We start from the raw sequence: 17,185 nt of genomic DNA, 5'->3' as shown, positions 1-17,185 counted from the left end.
GAAAGGCAAGGAGGCGGCGAGCGAGTTCCCTTTGCGTTAGAGTGGGAAGGAGCCAAGCCATGGGGGGGCGACCCGACCCAGGGAGGGGATGCGACCGCATGTCGCTTGCATCATCCTGTCCTGAGGGCACGCTGTGCCCTCCCCGTTTACGGACCCGCGCAGGATGACCGATCGATGACATTGCTGTGGATAGCCCTGCTACCCCTGCTGGGGATGCTGGTGCCCGCGTTCACCGAGCGACGCGGGCGACGTTTCTGCTCCCTGGCCACCGCACTGCTGCCCGCGCTGGCGCTGGTACTGATGTTCGGCCAGCTGCCGGCCCTGGCGGCCGGCGAGGCACTGCGCTTCGCCGTGGACTGGGTGCCCACCCTGGGCCTCGACCTGGCGTTCCGGCTCGACGGCCTGTCGCTGCTGTTCAACCTGTTGATCATCGGGATCGGCCTGCTGATCCTGCTCTACGCGCATTACTACCTGACACCGGAGGAGCCCTTCGGGCGCTTCTACGCCTACCTGATCCTGTTCATGGCCTCCATGGTCGGCATCGTGATGGCCGACAACCTGCTGCTGCTGTGGCTCTTCTGGGAGCTCACCAGCATCTCCTCCTTCCTGCTGATCGGCTTCTGGTCACACCGCAGCGACGCCCGCAAGGGGGCGCGCATGGCGCTGACCGTGACCGGTGCCGGCGGCCTGGCGCTGCTCGCCGGCCTGCTGCTGCTGGGGGACATGGTCGGCAGCTACGACATGAACGTGGTGCTCGACAGCGGCGACGCCATCCTCGCCGACCCGCGCTACCCCCTGATGCTGGTGCTGGTGCTGCTCGGCGCCTTCACCAAGTCGGCGCAGTTCCCCTTCCAGTTCTGGCTGCCCCATGCCATGGCGGCCCCCACGCCGGTCTCCGCCTACCTGCACTCGGCGACCATGGTCAAGGCCGGCATCTTCCTGATGGCGCGCCTGCACCCGGCCATCGCCGGCAGCGAGCTGTGGTCGGTCATCGTCTCGCTGGTCGGCATGGCGACGCTGCTTTACGGCGCCTGGTTCGCCCTGCTCAAGACCGACCTCAAGGGCATCCTGGCCTTCTCCACGGTCAGCCACCTGGGGCTGATCACCGTGCTGCTGGGCATCGGCACGCCCATGGCCGTGCTCGCGGCGCTCTTCCACATCCTCAACCACGCCACCTTCAAGGCGGCACTGTTCATGAGCGCGGGCATCATCGACCACGAGACCGGCACCCGGGAGCTGGGCCGCCTGGGGGGCCTGCGCCGGGCCATGCCGGTCACCGCGGTGCTGACCAGCGTGGCCGGCGCGGCCATGGCCGGCGTACCGCTGCTAAATGGTTTCCTCTCCAAGGAGATGTTCTTCACCGAGACCCTGGCGAGCCCGGTGCTGGGCGGGCTGAGCTGGCTGCTGCCGGTCCTCGCCACCCTGGGCGGTATCCTCTCGGTGGCCTACTCCCTGCGCCTGGTGCATGCGGTCTTCTTCAGGCCGGCCCGCGAGGCGCCGCCGAAGTCGCCCCACGAGCCGCCCTGGCTGATGCGCGCCCCGGTGGTGCTGCTGGTGGTGCTGTGCGTGCTGGTGGGCCTGGCCCCGGTGCTGGCCGAGGGACTGCTGGGCCTGGCCGTGTCGCCGGTGCTGGGCGAGGCGTTCGACTTCCATCTGGCGATCTGGCACGGCGTCAACCTGCCGCTGCTGATGAGCCTGGTGGCGCTGGTCGCCGGGGTGGCGACCTACTGGCGCCATCCCGACCTGCGCCGCTTTCTCAGGGGATTTCGCCCGGTGGATGCCCGCCTGGTGTTCGAGGCCGCCGTGCAGCGGCTGGGACGCGGCGCCGAGGCCAGCCTGGCGCGCTTCGATGGCGGCTCGCTGCAGCGCTACATGACCTGGCTGCTGCTCGCCGCCCTGTTGATGGGCGGCCTGGGCCTGGCCGGCATGCCGCTGCTCACCGGCAGCCAGGGCAACCAGCCCCTCGACGGCATCCTGCTGCTGGGGGCCGGCCTGCTGATCTTCGGCGGCATCGGCACCGCCGCCACCCACCGCTACCGCCTGATCTCGCTGCTGATGCTCTCGGTGGTGGGCCTGGTGGTCGCGCTGACCTTCGCTCGCTTCTCCGCGCCGGACCTGGCGCTGACCCAGCTGTCGGTGGAGGTGGTGACCATGATCCTGCTGATGCTGGCGCTGTTCTTCTTGCCCCAGAAGACCCCCCGGGAGTCCTCGCATCGGCGCAGCCTGCGTGACGTGGTGCTGGCCGGCGCCCTGGGCATGGTGGTCGCCAGCCTCAACTATGCGGTGCTGACCCGCGACAATGCGCCCATCTCCGGCTTCTTCCTGGAGAACAGCGTGCCCGGCGGCGGCGGCCACAACGTGGTCAACGTCATCCTGGTGGACTTCCGCGGCTTCGATACCCTGGGCGAGATCACCGTGCTGGCGCTGGCGGGCCTGGCGATCTTCAAGCTGCTCAACCGGCTGCGGCTGTTCATGCCGCACAGCGACGGCGAGGGCCGGCTCTGGTCGCCGGACCGCTATCCGGCGATCCTCACCTCCATCTCCATGGCCCTGCTGCCGCTGGCCCTGCTGGTGTCGGCCTTCATCTTCCTGCGCGGCCACAACCAGCCCGGCGGCGGCTTCATCGCCGGCCTGGTCACCGCCGTGGCGCTGATCCTGCTCTACATGGCCCGCGGCGTGGAGTGGGCCCAGCAGCGCCTCGACTTCCCCTACCAGCCGGTGGCGATCGCCGGGGTGGCCGTCGCCACCCTCACGGGACTCGGCAGCTGGCTGTTCGGCCACCCCTTCCTGACCTCGGCCTTCGGCCACTTCCACCTGCCGCTGGTCGGCGACTTCGAGCTGGCCACCGCCATGCTCTTCGACCTTGGCGTCTACCTGGCGGTGGTGGGCGCCACGCTGATGATCCTCGCCAACCTGGGCAAGGTCACCACGCCCCACCGTCCGGCCAAGGAAGCCGCCAGCAGCTTCGACACCGCCCCCACCTCGCGACCCGGCAAGGAGAAACGCTGATGGAAAGCCTCTACGCCATCACCACCGGCGTGCTGACCGCCTGCGGGCTCTATCTGGTCCTGCGCGGCCGCACCTTCCCGGTGGTGGTCGGCCTCACCCTGCTCTCCTATGCGGTCAACCTCTTCCTGTTCTCCATGGGCGGGCTGACCACCGACGGCGCCGCCATCCTCGACGGGCTGGCCGACTATGCCGACCCGCTGCCCCAGGCGCTGGTGCTCACCGCCATCGTGATCGGCTTCGCCATGACCGCCTTCGTGGTGATCCTCGCCATGCGGGCACGCAGCGAGGCGGGCAACGACCATGTCGACGGCCGCAAGCATGAAGACGGGGAGGGCCGCCCGTGATGCAGCATCTGATCGTCCTGCCCGTGGTGCTGCCGCTGGTCGCCGGCATCCTGCTGCTCTATCGCCGCCAGGGGGCCACCCGGGCCAAGCGCCTGGTCGGGGTCGTGGCCACGGCACTGCTGGTGGTGGTCGGCATCGCCCTGGTGGCGCGTGCCGCCGGCGGCGAGGTCACCTACTATGCGCTGGGCGGCTGGCAGCCGCCTTTCGGCATCGTGCTGGTGCTCGACCGCCTCTCGGCGCTGATGGTGCTGCTCACCGCAGTGCTCGCCCTGGGGGCAGTGGTGTTCGCCTGTGCCGGCGACGACGAGCGCGGCAGCAACTTCCACGGTCTCTTCCAGTGGCAGCTGATGGGCATCAACGGGGCCTTCCTCACCGGGGACCTGTTCAACCTCTTCGTGTTCTTCGAGGTGCTGCTGCTGGCCTCCTACGCGCTGCTGCTGCACGGCGGCGGCAAGGCGCGGATCCAGGCCGGGGTGCACTACGTGGTGCTCAACCTGGCCGGTTCCTCGCTGTTCCTGATCGCCGTGGGCGTGCTCTACGGCGCCACCGGCACCCTCAACATGGCCGACATGGCGGTGCGCCTCGGCGAACTGCCCGCCGAGCGGGCCGGGCTGGTCACCGCCGGCGGCCTGATGCTGCTGGTGGTGTTCGGCCTCAAGGCGGCGATCCTGCCGCTCTACTTCTGGCTGCCGCGGGCCTATGCCGCCGCCCCGGCGCCGGTGGCGGCCCTCTTCGCCATCATGACCAAGGTCGGCATCTACGCCATCCTGCGCGTCTATTCGCTGGTCTTCGGCGAGCATGCCGGGCCGCTGGCGAACCTCGAGCAGGCCTGGGTGTGGTGGCTGTCGCTGGGCACCCTGGCGGCGGCCGGGGTCGGCGTGCTGGCCGCCCGGGACCTGCGCCTGCTGGTGGCCTATCTGGTGCTGGTCTCGGTGGGCACCCTGCTGGCCGGCATCGGCATGGGCTCGCCGGCCGCCATCTCCGCCCTGCTCTACTACCTGCTGCACACCACCCTGATCACCGGCGGGCTCTTCCTGCTGGCCGAGCTGATCGGCCTGCAGCGCGGCAAGGCCGGCACCCGCCTGGTCAAGGGCCGCCCCCTGCATCAGGGCGGCTGGCTGGCCGGGCTGTTCTTCGTCGGTGCCGTGGCGGTGGCCGGCGTGCCCCCGCTCTCCGGGGCCATCGGCAAGGCCCTGCTGATGGCCTCGGCCGAGGGGGGAGAGCGCGCCTGGCTGTGGCCGCTCCTGCTGGGCACCGGCCTGTGCGCACTGGTCGCCCTGTCCCGGGCCGGCTCCACGCTGTTCTGGCGCAGCCAGGGGGAGCCGATGGGCCTGCCGCTGCCCCGGCGCCAGTGGTTCGGGGTCGCCTGGCTGCTGGGTGCCTCGCCGCTGCTGGTGGCCCTGGCCGGCCCGGTGAGCGACTACACCCGGGCCACCGCCGACCAGCTGGCCAACCCCCAGGTGGTGGTCGACGCCCTGATGAACGATGCCGGAGGCACGCCATGATCAAGCCCCGTCCCTGGCTGCCGACCCCTCTGCTGTCGATCCTGCTGCTGGCGGTGTGGCTGCTGCTGGTGCGCAGCACCGCCTTCGGCCAGCTCCTGCTGGGCACCGTCCTGGCGGTGGTGATCCCGCTGGCCACCCACCGTTTCTGGGATGCCCAGCCGCATGTGGCCCGGCCCTGGAAGCTACTGCGCTTCGTGCTGCGCGTGCTTGGCGACATCCTCGTCGCCAACATCGAGGTGGCCTGGCTGATCGTCAATCCCTGGCGCCGGCTGCGCCCCCATTTCGTGGAATACCCGCTGATGCTGGAGGATCGCTTCACCATCACCCTGCTGGCCAACACCATCAGCCTGACCCCGGGCACGGTATCGGCCAACCTGCGTCTGGACGGCCGGACGCTGCTGATCCATGCCCTGGACGTGGAGGACGAGGACGCGCTGATCGCGCATATCCGCGAACGCTACGAGCGGCCGCTGAAGGAGATCTACGAATGCTAGACATTGCCCTGTGGACCAGCATGGCACTGGTGGTGGCGGCCCTGCTGCTCAACGTCTACCGCCTGACGATAGGGCCGGACATGCCGGACCGGATCCTGGCGCTCGACACCATGTACGTGAATTCCATCGCGCTGATCGTGCTGATGGGACTCTGGCTGAATACCAAGACCTACTTCGAGTCGGCGCTGCTGATCGCCATGCTCGGCTTCATCAGTACCGTGGCGGTCTGCAAGTACCTGCTGCGCGGCGACATCATCGAATAGGAGGCCCCATGACGCTGTACGTGTTCCTCGAGGGCGTGATCGCCTTCCTGCTGGTCGCCGGGGGCGCCTTCGCCTTCATCGGCTCGCTGGGCATGGCCCACCTGCGCGACTTCTACATGCGCCTGCACGGGCCTACCAAGGCCACCACCCTGGGGATCGGCTGCATGCTGGTGGCCTCGATGCTCTATTTCTGGGTGATCGACGGCAAGCCCGACATCCAGGAGATGCTGATCACGCTGTTCCTGTTCATCACCGCGCCGGTCAGCGCCCACCTGCTGGCCAAGACCGGCCTGCACCTGCAGCTGCGACACGAGGACAAGACCCGCGGCAACCCGCCCGAGCTGCGTGACGAGGAGATCGGCGAGAAGCCGGTGCCCCACCCGGATCGCGGCCACGGCTGACACCGTTCGGGCCCGCCAGTGGCGGGCCCGATGCCGGGTGGACAGGGTTCGACAAGCAGTGGCAGGGCCTACACCCAGCCACCCAGCTCGTTATCGATGATCGAAAGCAGCGCGGCGATGTGGTCGTCGCGATCATTCAGGCAGGGAATGTAGGTGAAGGTCTCGCCACCGGCTTCGATGAAGGCGTCACGAATCTCCTCCTCGATCTCCTCGAGGGTCTCCACGCAGTCCGACGAGAAGGCCGGCGAGACCACCGCGATATGCTTCTTCCCTTGACGGGCCAGCTCGGCGACGTGCTCCACGGTGGCCGGCCCCACCCACTCCTCGGGACCGAACTTGGACTGGAAGGCGGTCTGGATGGCGTCCTCTGACCAGCCCAGCCGCTCGCGCAGCAGACGCGTGGTCTTCTGGCACTGGCAGTGGTAGGGATCACCCTCCAGCAGGTAGCGCTTGGGCACCCCATGGTAGGAGGCCACCAGCACCTCGGGGGGCGTCTCGGCGGCCTCGTACGCCTCACGCACCGAACTCGCCAGGGCTTCCAGGTAGGCGGGATGCTCGAAGTAGGCGGGCACGGTGCGAATCGCCGGCTGCCACTTGAGCGTCATCAGGGTGCGGAAGGCCTGGTCGTTGGCGGTGGCCGTGGTCGGCGAGGCGTACTGCGGATAGAGCGGGAAGAAGAGGATCCGCTCGCAGCCCGCGGCCTGCATGCGCTTCAGCACGCTGTCGGTGGAGGGATTGCCGTAGCGCATGCAGAAGTCCACCACCACGTCATCGCCGTACTGCGCGTAGAGCCCGGCCGCGACCTTGCGGGTCTGCTCCCGGGTGATGGTCAGCAGCGGGCTCTCGTCCTGCTCGGTGTTCCAGATGCCGCGATAGGCCTCACCGGACTTGAAGGGGCGACGCGAGAGGATGATCAGCTGCAGCAGCGGCTGCCACTTCCAGTCCGGGTAGTCGACCACCCGCTTGTCGGAGAGGAATTCGCTCAGGTAGCGGCGCATCGACCAGTAGTCGGTAGCATCCGGCGTACCCAGGTTGGCGAGCACCACGCCGACCTTCGGCCTGGCCACCGGCGGGTGGTCGGCCGGGGCATGGGCCAGCCGGCCGCTGCCCGGTGCATCCAGGTCGTGGGAGGCCTTGTCCGGATTCGGGGGGGTCATGCGGGTGCTCCTTGGGATCGATGAGACGGTGACAACTAGTCTATCAGCCCGCTCGCCCGGGGTGGGATGAAGTTGTACTATGAACAGGATTTGTACAGCTTGAGAGAAGGATCATGCCCCGACCGCTCGTGCTGCTGCTCGGCGACCAGCTGAGCCACGCCATGGCCAGCCTGCGCGACCTGCCGGAAGCCGCGGTGGTGGCGCTGTGCGAGGTGGCCGCCGAGGGCACCTACGTGCCCCACCATCCCCAGAAGATCGCCCTGATCCTCGCCGCCATGCGCCACTTCGCCGCCGAGCTTCGCGACCGGGGCCACCGGGTGCACTACAGCGCCCTGGACGACCCGGACAATGCCCAGACACTGGTGGGCGAGGCGGAGCGCCTGGCCGGCGTGTACGGCTGTGACGAGGTCCGCGTAGTGCGCCCCGGCGAGTGGCGGCTGTGGCAGGCGATGGGCGAGCGCGAGCACGCTGCCCTGCCCTGGCGCCTGATCGAGGATGACCGCTTCTTCACGACGCCGGAGGCGTTCGCCGCCTGGGCCCGGAAGCGCAAGGCGCCGCGCATGGAGCACTTCTACCGCGAGCAGCGCCGCCGCACCGGCCTGCTGATGGAGGACGACAAGCCGGCAGGTGGCCAGTGGAACTTCGACCATGACAATCGCCAGCCGCTGCCCGACTCGCTGGCAGTTCCCGAGCCGCCGCGCCACCACCATGACGCCGTCACGGAAGACGTGCTGGCGCTGGTGGCGGAGCATTTCGGAGCGCACTTCGGCACCCTCGATACCTTCCACTGGCCGGTGACGCGCCGCCAGGCCCTGGTGGATCTGCGCCACTTCATCGAGCACCTGCTCCCCGACTTCGGCCGCTATCAGGACGCCATCCGCGACGCCGAGCCCTTCCTCTTCCATTCCCGGCTCTCTGCGGCCCTCAACCTGGGCCTGCTCGCGCCCCGTGAGGTGTGCGAGGCGGTGGAACGGGAGTACCGCGAGGGGCGAGCGCCGCTCAACGCCGTCGAGGGCTTCATCCGCCAGGTGCTGGGCTGGCGGGAGTACGTGCGCGGCCTCTACTGGACGCGGATGCCCGACTACAAGCGTCGCAACGCCCTGGGGGCGAGCCGAGGCCTGCCCGCCGCCTTCTGGAGCGGCGATACCGACCTGCGCTGCCTTGCGCGCGCCATCGAGATGACCCGTGACCATGCCTATGCCCACCATATCCAGCGGCTGATGGTCACCGGCAACTTCGCCCTGCTCTGCGACGTGGCACCCGAGGCGCTCTGCGACTGGTACCTGGCGGTCTACGCCGATGCCTGCGAATGGGTGGAGCTGCCCAACACCTTAGGCATGGTGCTGCATGCCGACGGGGGCCTGATGGGCTCCAAGCCCTACTGTGCCTCGGGGAAGTACATCGACCGCATGTCGGACCACTGCCGGCACTGCCGCTATGACCCGAAACGGGCCACGGGCCCCGACGCCTGCCCCTTCAACAGCCTCTACTGGGCCTTCCTCGAGCGCCACGCCGATACCCTGAGCGGCAACCCGCGCATGAAGCTGATCTACGGCAGTCTCCGGCGCATGAGCGACGACAGGCGCGCGGCCCTGCGCGAGCAGGCCGAGGCCTTCCTGGCACGGCTCGACAGCGCGCCCGACGATTCATCCACCCATGGCCAGGGCCCTCATCGGGCGGGCTACGGGCCCCTGCGGGAGACGACACCATGACACGACACCGGACCCTCGAGGCCCGCGCCCCGGCGACCCTCTACCACGACGGCCACTGCCCGCTGTGCCAGCGCGAGGTGGCCTGGCTGGGCCGTCACCCGCACCGCGCGCGGGTCAGGCTGGTGGATATCCAGGCGCCGGACTTCGATCCGGTGGCGCTCGGCACCAGCTTCGAGGCGATGATGGGCCGGCTGCACGTCCGCGACGCCGGCAACCGCTGGTACATCGGCATGGATGCCAGTCGGGCGCTCTACGCGGTGCTGGGCTATCGCCGGCTGGTGTGGCTGAGCACCCTGCCGGGGATCACGGGCATGATGGATGCGGGGTATCGCGGGTTCGCCCGCCGCCGGGTACGCCTGGGGCGCTGGCTGCAGCGGCGGCGGCAGGTCAGTGACAAGGGGTAGGGTCAGAAGACCAGCGGCATGCGCGAGGTCAGCGGGTCCTGGTAGTGGGCCTCGCGCCCGATCATCTCGTCGTGGGGCACCTGCTGGACCAGGTAGGCGCGATGGATGCCGGCACGCTTGAGCTCCAGATAGACGTCATCCAGCGAACGGAAGAGGATCGGCTTGGCGGCACGGGTCAGCATGTGGCGCTGCCCCTCCACGTCCTCCAGTTCGACCTGGTAGAACCGGCTGCCGGCATGGCCGATCACGCGGATCTCGAAGTTGTCGTGGTGGGCCACGAAGGCTTTCAGTTCCTGGAATTCCATGGGTCCTTCCTCCTGATGTCCGGGTCGATGATGTCGGGATACATGATCGGGCACAGCCTGGCTGCACCCGATGACGGTATCGTGTCGTCGACATTACCTTGTTGTGACCCTGACCGCTTCGTCAGGTTCCGGACCTACTGATATTCGGAAGGATCGATCGCCTTGCCCAGGGAGTTGCGGTCCACCCAGTTGCCGGCCTTGGTCTCCTTGTAGCGGAACACCACCCGGTCGCCGACCTGCACCGGCAGCTCGGCGTCCTCGGTCTGGTAGCTGTAGGCCTCGCCGTCCACCACCAGGTGGTAGCGGTAGAGGTCCGGCATCCCCAGCCACTCCTTGAAGGGGCCTTCACGCTCCATCGACTGGAGCTCGCCGCGCCCCTCGAGCTTGGGGGTGCGCCGGCGATTGCCGCGTCGGAATCCGCCTGCCATGGTGCCTCCTTCCTGTGTGATTCGAGGGCTCGGCATTATACGGGGCCGGTCGCGGGACTCAAGGGCACCGTCACTCGCCGAAGGCCTCGCGGTAGCTGTCCGGGGCCAAGTCCTCGAAGCGGGTGTACTTGCCGATGAACGCCATGTGCACGGTGCCGATGGGGCCGTTACGCTGCTTGCCGATGATCACCTCGGCCAGCCCCTGGTTGTCGGGATTATCCGGATTGTAGACCTCGTCACGATAGACGAAGCCGATGATGTCGGCATCCTGCTCGATGGCCCCGGACTCGCGCAGGTCCGACATCACCGGGCGCTTGTTGGGGCGCTGCTCCAGCGAGCGGTTGAGCTGGGAGAGCGCCACCACCGGGCAGCCGAACTCCTTGGCCAGCCCCTTGAGCGAGCGGGAGATCTCGGAGATCTCGCCGGTGCGGTTCTCGGAGAAGCCGGGGATCTGCATCAGCTGCAGGTAGTCGATCATGATCAGCGCCAGGTTGCCGTGCTCGCGCACCACCCGGCGGATCCGCGAGCGCATCTCGTTGGGCGAGAGCGCGGCAGTGTCGTCGATGAACAGCTGCTTGTCCTTGAGCAGGTTGACCGCCGAGGTCAGGCGCGGCCAGTCCTCGTCCTCCAGCTGGCCGGTCCGCACCCGGGTCTGGTCGATGCGCCCCAGCGAGGAGAGCATGCGCAGCATCAGCGAGTCCGCGGGCATTTCCATGGAGAAGACCATCACCGGCCTGTCGCTCGAGATCACCGCATGCTCGACCAGGTTCATGGCGAAGGTGGTCTTGCCCATGGAGGGGCGGCCGGCGATGATCACCAGGTCCGAGGGCTGCAGCCCCGAGGTCATCTCGTCCAGGTCGCGAAAACCGGTGGAGAGCCCGGTCATCTCCCCCTGCATGTTGAACAGCTCGTCGATGCGATCCACCGCCTTGGTCAGCAGCTCGCTCATGCCGATCGGCCCCCCCGACTTGGGGCGCTCCTCGCTGATCTGGAACACCAGCCGCTCGGCCTCGTCGACCAGCTCGTCCGCGGGGCGCCCCTGTGGGCTGAAGGCGCCGTCGGCGATCTGGCTGGCCGCGCGGATCAGCTTGCGCAGGGTGGCGCGCTCGCGAACGATGTCGGCATAGGCGCGGATATTGCTCGCCGAGGGCGTGTTCCTGGCGAGCTCCGCCAGGTAGGCCAGCCCCCCCACCGTATCGAGCTGGTCGCGCCCCTCCAGCGCCTCGGAGAGGGTCACCACGTCCAGCGGACGCCCCGCCTCGGCCAGGCCGGCCATGACGTTGAAGATCAGGCGGTGCTCGTAGCGATAGAAGTCATCCGCCACCAGGCGGTCGGCCACGTTGTCCCAGGCCTGGTTGTCGAGCATCAGGCCGCCGAGCACGGACTGTTCGGCCTCCAGCGAATGCGGCGGCACCTTGAGGGCGGCGGTTTCCCGGTCGAGGGTGAGGGGTTCGTTCATGGTGCGCGGACCTTCAGGGGAAAGGGGCAGGCCCATTCTACGCGATGGCTCGCCCCGACCCCATGGCCGAGGCAGGACGAGGCCGCGAAATCATGGCACGACGCAGGACACGAAAAGGGGGCAAGGATTCACTCCTTGCCCCCCCTGTCGAGGCACGCCCGTCGGGCGTGCCGTCGCGCTGGCCTTACTCGGCCACGACCACCACGCGAACGGTGGCATCGACTTCGGCATGCAGGTGCAGGTCGATGTCGTACTCGCCGGTCTGGCGGATCGGGCCCTGGGGCATGCGCACTTCGCTCTTGGCGACCTCGATCCCGGCGCTGGAGATGGCCTCCGCCAGGTCACGCGGACCGATGGAGCCGAACAGCTTGCCCTCGTCACCGGCCTTGGAGACCAGCGACAGCTCAATGTCGTTGAGCTGTTCGGCACGCGCCTCGGCCACCGCCTTGCGCTCGGCGGCCTGGGCCTCGAGCTCGGCACGCTGGGCCTGGAAGGCCTCGATGTTCTCCTTGGTGGCCGGCACGGCCAGGCCGTAGGGCACCAGGTAGTTGCGGCCATGGCCGGGCTTGACGGTGACCTGGTCACCCAGACCGCCCAGCTTGCCAATCTTGTCGAGCAGAATGACGTCCATTCTCGTAAACCTCTTGTCAGTGGCTGCGGGCCAGTCGTCCGCGGAAGTCCGCGAACGTGTCGATGAAGGCCGCGAGCAGCACGATGAGAATCATGGGCCAGGTGGTGATCAGCAGCACATAGAAGGCGACCAGCCACAGCCCGTTCATTCCCTTCAATCCGATAAAACCATGCACCAGCGCGATGCCGGCCACCAGCAGCGGCACCCAGGCCAGCATGCCCAGGGCCGGGAGCGCCAGCACCGCTCCCAGTACCCCGAGCACCACCAGCACGGCGAGCTCACGGGGCGCCAGGCGCAGGCCATGGAACTCCTCGCGAAACCCGCCGGGGTTGTAGAGCCCGGCCTGCCAGCCGCGCGCCAGGGCCAGGCAGGCCACGGCGGCGAGCAGCACGATCAGCGCGGTCACGCCGCTGATCAGCAGGCCGGCCAGCTGCTCGGTGTCCATGCCCTGGCGGGAGAGCTCGGCGAGCATCGCCGCGATGTCAGGCGAGCCCTGGCGCAGCTGCTCCAGCACCGGCCCTGCCCCGCCCGGCGGCAGGAAGATGTCCAGCTGGATCATCGCTGCCCCCGCCAGCGTGCCGGCGAGGAGCGCCTCGCTCCAGCGCAGGCGGGCGCGCAGCACTACCGCCATCAGCACGACCAGCAGGACGCTGGCCAGCGGGATGACGTCCCCCTGGGTCCACCACCAGCCGGCCGGCACGGCCGCGGCGATGATCACCGGCAGCGACGCGGCCAGGCCGTGTCGCAGGGTGACCAGGCCCGCCACGGCGGCCCCCAGCCAGAACAGCCAGGGAATCGCGGTGGCCGCGGCCGCCCCGGCGGCGGCGTGGGGCGTGCCGCGCATCATCCAGCGGGCGACGGACAACATCACGCGCGGTGCTTTACTGGTGGCTGTCGGTGTAGGGCAGCAGCGCCAGGTAGCGTGCCCGCTTGATCGCGGTGGACAGCTGGCGCTGGTAACGGGCCTTGGTCCCGGTAATGCGGCTGGGAACGATCTTGCCGGTCTCGGTGACGTAGGCCTTGAGCGTGTCCAGATCCTTGTAGTCGATCTGCTTCACGCCTTCAGCGGTGAAACGGCAGAACTTGCGGCGACGGAAAAAGCGTGCCATGGGAAGACTCCTTCAGAGGTGCGAGGGGATGGCTCAGGCGGATTCGGTGCTGCGCGGCTTCTCGTCGCGACGGACACGCTTCTCTTCCACCGGCTTCATCATCGGTGAGGCCTCGGTGACGGCTTCCTTGGCACGAACCACCAGGCTGCGGATGATGGCGTCGTTGAAGCGGAAGATGTTCTCGATCTCATCGAGGGTCTCGCCGCTGCACTCGACGTTCATCAGCACGTAGTGAGCCTTGTGGATCTTGTTGATCGGGTAGGCCAGATGGCGACGGCCCCAATCCTCGAGGCGATGCACGGTGCCGCCGTTCTCGGTGACGAGGCCGGTATAGCGCTCGACCATGGCCGGGACCTGCTCGCTCTGGTCCGGGTGGACCATGAAGACGATCTCGTAGTGACGCATGGGATCTCCTTGCGGTTTGGCAGCTTCCACAATGGCGACCTCGTATCGCTCAGGGGAAGCAAGGAGTGATTGTCAAAAGACGGGTTGTCAGAAGACAGGAAGACCCGCTCGCAGGACGAGCGGGCGCAGGTATTCTAATGATCCAGGGCCCGACTGGCAAGGCGGGCGTGTCTCAGTCCCTCGCCTGGCGCTGGCGCACCGCCTCGAACAGGCAGATGCCGGTGGCCACCGAGACGTTGAGGCTTGCGACGCTGCCGGCCATGGGCAGCTTGACCAGGGTATCGCAGGCCTCGCGGGTGAGGCGCCGCATCCCCTTGCCCTCGGCCCCCATCACCAGCGCCGTGGGGCCGGTGAAGTCGGCCTCGAAGAGGCTCGCCTCGGCCTCGCCGGCGGTGCCGGTGATCCAGACGCCGAGCTCCTTGAGCCTGGCCATGGCACGGGCCAGGTTGGTGACCTGGTAGACGGGCATGCTCTCGGCAGCCCCGCAGGCCACCTTGCGCACCATGGCATTGAGCGGCGCCGCCCTGTCCTTGGGCACGATCACCCCGTGCACCCCGGCGGCATCGGCGCTGCGCAGGCAGGCGCCGAAGTTGTGCACGTCGGTGATGCCGTCGAGCACGAGCAGCAGCGGGGGCGCCTCATGGGGCCAGCCCTCGAGCCTCAGCCACAGCGAGGTCTCGCCCTCGAAGGCGAGCGGCGTGGCGAAGGCGATGATGCCCTGGTGGGCGGCGCCCTGGGCGAGGCGGTCGAGCTCGTCCCGGGGGCGGGAGTGGAGACGTGCGCCCCCCCGGCGGGCTTGCTCGACCAGCTCGGCCAGGCGCGCACCGGCGCTCCCCTCCTGGACCCAGACCTCGCGGGGCACCTCGCCGCGGTCGAGCAGCGCCCGCACCGCATGCACGCCGAACACCGCCTCGAGCCCCCCGGGCGGGGCCGGCGCGCGAGGCGCTTCCCTTCCCGGGTGTCGACGGGCCCTGCTCTCCTGTCCCGGCCCGCCGCCGTGTCGGGGCTTGCGACCTGCCGCCATCAGCCGCGGGCCCTCGAGCGCCGCGGGCCACGCCGGCGCCGCCCGCTCTTGCCCGACTTGTCACCGGGCTTGCCGCCACCCGACTCGGCCGGCTTGTCGCCCCCGCGGCGCTTGCGCGGCGTCCGCTTGGGGCGGGGCTTGTCGTCGGCCAGTTCGAAGTCGATCTTGCGCTCGTCGAGGTCGACGCGGGCCACCTGCACGGTGACGCCGTCGCCCAGGCGGTAGCTCATGCCGCTGCGTTCGCCCTTGAGGCGGTGCTTCTCGGGCTCGTAGTGGTAGTAGTCGGAAGGCAGCGAGGTGACATGCACCAGCCCCTCCACGAACACCTCGTCGAGGCGCACGAAGATGCCGAACTGGGTCACCGAGGCGATGCTGCCGTCATAGACCTCGCCGAGCTTGTCGGACATGAACTCGCACTTGAGCCAGTCCTCCACGTCGCGGGTGGCGTCGTCGGCGCGCCGCTCGGTCATCGAGCAGTGCTCGCCGAGCTCGAGCATCTGCTCGAAGGTGTACGGGGCCCACTTGCTGGGCGGCTCCACGCCCGCCCCCTCGGCACGCAGCACGGTATTGGTCTGGCGGGGGCCACGGATCACCGAGCGGATGGCGCGGTGGACCAGCAGGTCCGGGTAGCGACGGATCGGCGAGGTGAAGTGCGCATAGGCCGGATAGGCCAGGCCGAAGTGGCCATCGTTCTGCGGCGAGTAGACCGCCCGGCTCATGGAACGCAGCATCACCGTCTGGATGACGTCGGCATCGTCACGCCCCTTGATCGCCTCAGCCAGGTCCCGGTAGTCCTGGGGGCTCGGGTCGTCGCCGCCGCCGAGCGACAGGCCCAGTTCGTTGAGGAACAGGCGCAGCTTGTCGAGACGTTCCGGCGAGGGCTTCTCGTGGATGCGATAGAGGGCCGGCAGATCATGCTTGTCGAGGAAGCGCGCGGTGGCCACGTTGGCGGCCAGCATGCACTCCTCGATGATCTTGTGGGCATCGTTGCGTGAGCGCGGCACGATCTTCTCGATCTTGCGCTCCTCGTTGAAGATGATGGCCGTCTCGGTGGTCTCGAAGTCGATGGCGCCCCGCTCCACGCGGGCCTCGCGCAGCAGCGTGTAAAGGGAGTGCAGGTTCTTCAGCGACGGCACCAGCTCGTGGTACTCCTCGCGCAGGGCGTCGCCCTCCTCTCCCTGGTCGTCGAGGATGGCGGCCACCTTGTTGTAGGTGAGGCGCGCATGGGACTGGAACACCGCCTCGTAGAAGCGGTAACGGCTGATCGCCCCGCTCTGGGAGATGTTCATCTCGCAGACCAGCGCCAGGCGGTCGACGGCCGGGTTCAGCGAACAGAGCCCGTTGGAGAGCAGCTCAGGCAGCATCGGCACCACCTGGCCCGGGAAGTAGACCGAGTTGCCGCGGGTGATCGCCTCCTGGTCCAGGGCACTGCCAGGACGCACGTAGTGGGAGACGTCGGCGATCGCCACCAGCAGCTTCCAGCTGCCCGACTTGGTCTTCCAGGCACAGACGGCGTCGTCGAAGTCCTTGGCGCTCTCGTCATCGATGGTCACCAGCGGCACGTCGCGCAGGTCGATGCGATGCTGCTTGTCCTGCTCGGCCACCTCGGCGGACATGCCGGCGATCTGGTCGTGGACATCCGGCGGGAACTCGGCGGGGATCTCATAGCTGCGGATGGCGATGTCGATCTCCATCCCGGGATCCATGCGCTCGCCGAGCACCTCGACCACCTCGCCCACCGGCTGCACCCGGGTCTCGGGCTGCTGAGTGATCCTCGCCGAGATCACCTGGCCGTCCTGGGCCCCGCCACAGGCGCTGTGGGGAATGATGATCTCCTGGGTGATACGCGAGTTCTCGGGGATCAGCACCCCGAACTCCGGCGTATTGGCGCGGTAGACGCCGACGATGGTCTGGGTGTTACGCGCCAGCATCTCGACGATGGTGGCCTCGTCGCGGCCGCGACGGTCGCGCCCGCTCACCCGTACCAGCACGTGGTCGCCGTGGAAGACCCGGCGCATCTGCCGTGGCGGCAGCACCAGGTCGGGCTTCTTGCCGTCGTCGCGAAGCAGGAAACCGAAGCCGTCACGGTGTCCCAGGACCTTGCCCTTGATCAGGTCGAGCTTGTCGATCAGCGCATAGGCCCCGCGGCGGTTGCGCAGCACCTGGCCATCGCGCTCCATCGCCGCCAGGCGCCGGCGCACCGCCTCCTGGAGTTCCTCGTCCTCGAGGCCCAGCTGCTGGCTCATTGCCTCGTGGGTGAGCGGCTTGCCGGCCTCCTCCAGGCGGGCGAGCAGGTATTCACGGCTGGGAGCGGGCTTGTCGTACTTGTGGGCTTCGCGCTTGGCGTGCGGATCGTCGCTGAGCGTCCAGTGGGTCATGCGGTGGGCATCCTTGGCGGCATCGGGAGCAGCGTGATCGAAAGGGCGCGGGGACGACGTCCGGCGCGTGGCATCTGGGATTTCGGGTCGATTGTCATGGGCGCAGTATAGCGCCGGTGCCCCCATCACCCAACCATGGCGGTGCCAGCGACGCGTG

The 17,185-nt window shown here is 68.6% G+C and carries 18 protein-coding genes; 8 read left to right on the top strand and 10 right to left on the bottom strand.

Annotation, left to right across the window (positions count from 1 at the left end):
* Positions 1-174 precede the first annotated feature (174 nt).
* From DFP85_RS11520 to DFP85_RS11495, 6 genes are read left to right on the top strand one after another with little or no spacing between them, the layout of a single operon-like run.
* Positions 175-3,009 carry a monovalent cation/H+ antiporter subunit A gene (locus DFP85_RS11520; RefSeq protein WP_133636415.1) on the top strand — a complete coding sequence of 945 codons (2,835 nt, stop codon included), beginning with the start codon at positions 175-177 and terminating at the stop codon, positions 3,007-3,009.
* The gene (locus DFP85_RS11515; protein ID WP_133636414.1) at positions 3,009-3,353 is read left to right on the top strand and encodes a Na+/H+ antiporter subunit C; all 345 of its coding nucleotides are present in this window, start codon (positions 3,009-3,011) and stop codon (positions 3,351-3,353) included. The genes DFP85_RS11520 and DFP85_RS11515 overlap by 1 nt, the downstream gene beginning before the upstream one ends.
* Complete coding sequence (locus DFP85_RS11510; RefSeq protein ID WP_133636413.1) at positions 3,350-4,858, top strand: monovalent cation/H+ antiporter subunit D; 1,509 nt, start codon at positions 3,350-3,352, stop codon at positions 4,856-4,858. The genes DFP85_RS11515 and DFP85_RS11510 overlap by 4 nt, the downstream gene beginning before the upstream one ends.
* The gene (locus tag DFP85_RS11505; RefSeq protein WP_106230577.1) at positions 4,855-5,352 is read left to right on the top strand and encodes a Na+/H+ antiporter subunit E; all 498 of its coding nucleotides are present in this window, start codon (positions 4,855-4,857) and stop codon (positions 5,350-5,352) included. Before DFP85_RS11510 ends, DFP85_RS11505 begins: the two co-directional genes overlap by 4 nt.
* Complete coding sequence (locus tag DFP85_RS11500; RefSeq protein WP_106230578.1) at positions 5,346-5,615, top strand: K+/H+ antiporter subunit F; 270 nt, start codon at positions 5,346-5,348, stop codon at positions 5,613-5,615. The genes DFP85_RS11505 and DFP85_RS11500 overlap by 7 nt, the downstream gene beginning before the upstream one ends.
* 8 nt (positions 5,616-5,623) lie before the next feature.
* On the top strand, positions 5,624-6,016 hold the full coding sequence (locus DFP85_RS11495) for a Na+/H+ antiporter subunit G (protein ID WP_181243564.1): 393 nt from the start codon (positions 5,624-5,626) through the stop codon (positions 6,014-6,016).
* Positions 6,017-6,084: 68 nt separating this feature from the next.
* On the opposite strand, the gene hemH is transcribed toward DFP85_RS11495, so the two are convergent.
* Positions 6,085-7,173, bottom strand: a complete 1,089-nt coding sequence (gene hemH, locus DFP85_RS11490; protein ID WP_133636412.1) for a ferrochelatase — start codon at positions 7,171-7,173, stop codon at positions 6,085-6,087.
* A gap of 113 nt (positions 7,174-7,286) precedes the next feature.
* Between hemH and DFP85_RS11485 the strand changes: the two genes are divergently transcribed.
* Both DFP85_RS11485 and DFP85_RS11480 read left to right on the top strand, forming a co-directional pair.
* Positions 7,287-8,885 carry a cryptochrome/photolyase family protein gene (locus DFP85_RS11485; protein ID WP_133636411.1) on the top strand — a complete coding sequence of 533 codons (1,599 nt, stop codon included), beginning with the start codon at positions 7,287-7,289 and terminating at the stop codon, positions 8,883-8,885.
* Positions 8,882-9,289: a thiol-disulfide oxidoreductase DCC family protein gene (locus DFP85_RS11480; RefSeq protein WP_133636410.1), complete on the top strand. Its 408-nt coding sequence runs from the start codon at positions 8,882-8,884 to the stop codon at positions 9,287-9,289. Before DFP85_RS11485 ends, DFP85_RS11480 begins: the two co-directional genes overlap by 4 nt.
* A 2-nt stretch (positions 9,290-9,291) precedes the next feature.
* On the opposite strand, the gene DFP85_RS11475 is transcribed toward DFP85_RS11480, so the two are convergent.
* The 9 genes from DFP85_RS11475 to rnr form a co-directional block, all read right to left on the bottom strand.
* Positions 9,292-9,594 carry a DUF6482 family protein gene (locus DFP85_RS11475; RefSeq protein WP_106230582.1) on the bottom strand — a complete coding sequence of 101 codons (303 nt, stop codon included), beginning with the start codon at positions 9,592-9,594 and terminating at the stop codon, positions 9,292-9,294.
* A 134-nt stretch (positions 9,595-9,728) separates the two neighbouring features.
* Positions 9,729-10,022, bottom strand: coding sequence for a hypothetical protein (locus DFP85_RS11470; RefSeq protein WP_040185486.1), 294 nt, complete (start codon positions 10,020-10,022; stop codon positions 9,729-9,731).
* A gap of 70 nt (positions 10,023-10,092) precedes the next feature.
* Positions 10,093-11,481: a replicative DNA helicase gene (gene dnaB / locus DFP85_RS11465; RefSeq protein WP_133636409.1), complete on the bottom strand. Its 1,389-nt coding sequence runs from the start codon at positions 11,479-11,481 to the stop codon at positions 10,093-10,095.
* A gap of 184 nt (positions 11,482-11,665) precedes the next feature.
* Positions 11,666-12,112: a 50S ribosomal protein L9 gene (rplI, locus tag DFP85_RS11460; protein WP_133636408.1), complete on the bottom strand. Its 447-nt coding sequence runs from the start codon at positions 12,110-12,112 to the stop codon at positions 11,666-11,668.
* A gap of 16 nt (positions 12,113-12,128) precedes the next feature.
* Entirely contained in the window at positions 12,129-12,980 is an 852-nt protein-coding gene (locus tag DFP85_RS11455) for a YybS family protein (protein ID WP_133636407.1), read from the bottom strand.
* 13 nt (positions 12,981-12,993) lie between these two features.
* Positions 12,994-13,221, bottom strand: a complete 228-nt coding sequence (gene rpsR / locus DFP85_RS11450) for a 30S ribosomal protein S18 (protein ID WP_013333281.1) — start codon at positions 13,219-13,221, stop codon at positions 12,994-12,996.
* Between the two features lie 33 nt (positions 13,222-13,254).
* Positions 13,255-13,626, bottom strand: coding sequence for a 30S ribosomal protein S6 (rpsF, locus tag DFP85_RS11445; RefSeq protein ID WP_040185479.1), 372 nt, complete (start codon positions 13,624-13,626; stop codon positions 13,255-13,257).
* 172 nt (positions 13,627-13,798) lie between these two features.
* A complete protein-coding gene (gene rlmB / locus DFP85_RS11440; RefSeq protein WP_133636406.1) occupies positions 13,799-14,650 on the bottom strand; it encodes a 23S rRNA (guanosine(2251)-2'-O)-methyltransferase RlmB in 852 nt (283 codons plus the stop codon).
* Positions 14,650-17,028 (bottom strand): ribonuclease R, encoded by a 2,379-nt coding sequence (gene rnr / locus DFP85_RS11435; RefSeq protein WP_133636405.1) that lies wholly within the window; start codon positions 17,026-17,028, stop codon positions 14,650-14,652. The genes rlmB and rnr overlap by 1 nt, the downstream gene beginning before the upstream one ends.
* Positions 17,029-17,185 lie beyond the last annotated feature (157 nt).

It is taken from the genome of Halomonas ventosae, from assembly GCF_004363555.1.
GTDB classification, from domain to species: Bacteria; Pseudomonadota; Gammaproteobacteria; order Pseudomonadales; family Halomonadaceae; genus Halomonas; species Halomonas ventosae.
This window is presented reverse-complemented; position numbering and strand designations above follow the sequence as displayed.